Origin of the sequence: Micromonospora deserti (assembly GCF_003236335.1) — a bacterium.
Taxonomy (GTDB): Bacteria; Actinomycetota; Actinomycetes; order Mycobacteriales; family Micromonosporaceae; genus Micromonospora; species Micromonospora deserti.
Genome location: NZ_POUB01000491.1, coordinates 1 through 1,725, shown reverse-complemented (window position 1 = coordinate 1,725; position 1,725 = coordinate 1). Strand labels below are relative to the sequence as shown.

The 1,725-nt window shown below is 76.2% G+C and carries 2 protein-coding genes; both read left to right on the top strand.

The genetic code is table 11. The features are described 5' to 3' along the window. The coding region (locus C1I99_RS31450; protein WP_199562468.1) for a CaiB/BaiF CoA transferase family protein at nt 1-716 on the top strand (716 nt) is incomplete at its 5' end. Then, the gene (locus C1I99_RS31445) at nt 717-1,538 is read left to right on the top strand and encodes an HpcH/HpaI aldolase/citrate lyase family protein (RefSeq protein ID WP_111137759.1); all 822 of its coding nucleotides are present in this window, start codon (nt 717-719) and stop codon (nt 1,536-1,538) included. Nucleotides 1,539-1,725: the final 187 nt, after the last annotated feature.

The following is a 1,725-nucleotide window of genomic DNA, read 5'->3' as shown; positions in this document are numbered from 1 at the left end:
CGCCCACCCTGCCCCCGTTCGGGTTGGCCGACTCGGTGACCGCGCTGGCCACCGCGTACGCGGTCATGCTGGCGCTGCGCGCCCGCGACCTCACCGGCGCCGGGCAGGTGGTCGACCTGGCCATCATCGAGCCGATCATGGCGATGCTCGGCCCGCAGATCACCTGGTACGACCAGCTTGGTTACGTCCAGCCGCGGCTGGGCAACCGGTCCAGCAACAACGCCCCGCGCAACACGTACCGCTGCGCGGATGGGCGCTGGGTGGCGGTGTCGACCAGCGCGCAAAGCATCGCCGAGCGGGTGATGCGGCTGGTCGGCCGTCCCGAGCTGGTCGACGAGCCGTGGTTCGCCAGCGGCAGCGGTCGGGCCGCGCACGCCGACGAACTGGACGCCGCGGTGAGCGCGTGGGTCGCCCAGCGGGGTCGGGACGAGGTGGTCGCCGCGTTCGAGGCGGCCGAGGCGGCGGTCGCCCCGGTCTACGACGTGCGGGACATCCTCGCCGACCCCCAGTACGCCGCGCTCGGCACCGTCCGCACCGTGCCCGACGAGGAGCTGGGGGAGGTCCGGATGCAGAACGTGCCGTTCCGGCTCTCCGGCACCCCCGGCGAGATCCGGCACGCGGGCCGCCGCCACGGCCAGGACACCGACGAGGTGTTCCGCGCCCTCGGCCTCGCCGACGCCGAGTTGGCCGCACTCCGCGCCAGGGGGGTGATCTGAGTGCTGCTCACCTGGCTCTACGTGCCCGGTGACCGGCCGGACCGGTTCGCCAAGGCGGTCGCCTCGGGCGCCGACGCGGTCATCCTCGACCTGGAGGACGCGGTGCTCGCCGGCCGCAAGGCGTACGCCCGCGAGGCCGTCGCCGAGTTCCTCGCCGAACCGCACCCGGTGCCGGTGCAGGTGCGGGTCAACGAGCTGACCGGCCCGGAGGTCGACGCCGACCTGGCCGCGATCGCCGGCCGGCCCGGGCTGGCCGGGTTGCGGCTGCCCAAGGTCGAGTCGCCGGCGAGCGTGGCCGCGCTGGCCGCCCGGGTCGACATCCCGCTGCACCCGCTGATCGAGTCGGCGCTCGGCGTGGAGGCCGCGTACGCCATCGCCATCGCCCACCCGGCGGTCGCCTCGGTCGGTCTCGGGGAGGCCGACCTCCGCTCCGACCTCGATGTCGCCGACGAGGCCGGGCTGGCCTGGGCCCGCGGCCGGGTGGTGGTCGCGGCCCGCGCGGCCGCCCTGCCCCCGCCGGCCATGTCGGTGTACGTGAACCTCGCCGACTCCGCCGGGCTGGCCGCCTCCTGTGCGGCCGGCCGGCGTCTCGGCTTCCTCGGCCGGGCCGCCATCCACCCCCGGCAACTGCCGGTGATCACCGACGCGTTCCGCCCGGCCGAGCGGGACGTGGCCCGGGCCGAGGAACTACTGGCGGCGGTGGCGGAGGCGCAGACCCGGGAGTCGGGGACCGTGGTGCTGCCGGACGGCCGTTTCGCCGACCGGGCGATGGTGGCCGCCGCCCGGCGCACCGTCGACCTCGCCGCCCGCTACGCGGCCTGAGCGGGCGGGCGCGGCCGGCACCGGCGGTCGGGGGAGCGTCGGTGCCGGAGGTCCGCCGCGGACGCCGAAGGGCCGGCCCCCGGTTGGGGGTCGGCCCTTCGGTGTTGGTGGGTTCGTCAGGCGGTGTAGCCGCGGGTGGCGATCCAGTCGGCCAGGGCCTCGGTGGTCATCCAGTAGGACGCCTGGT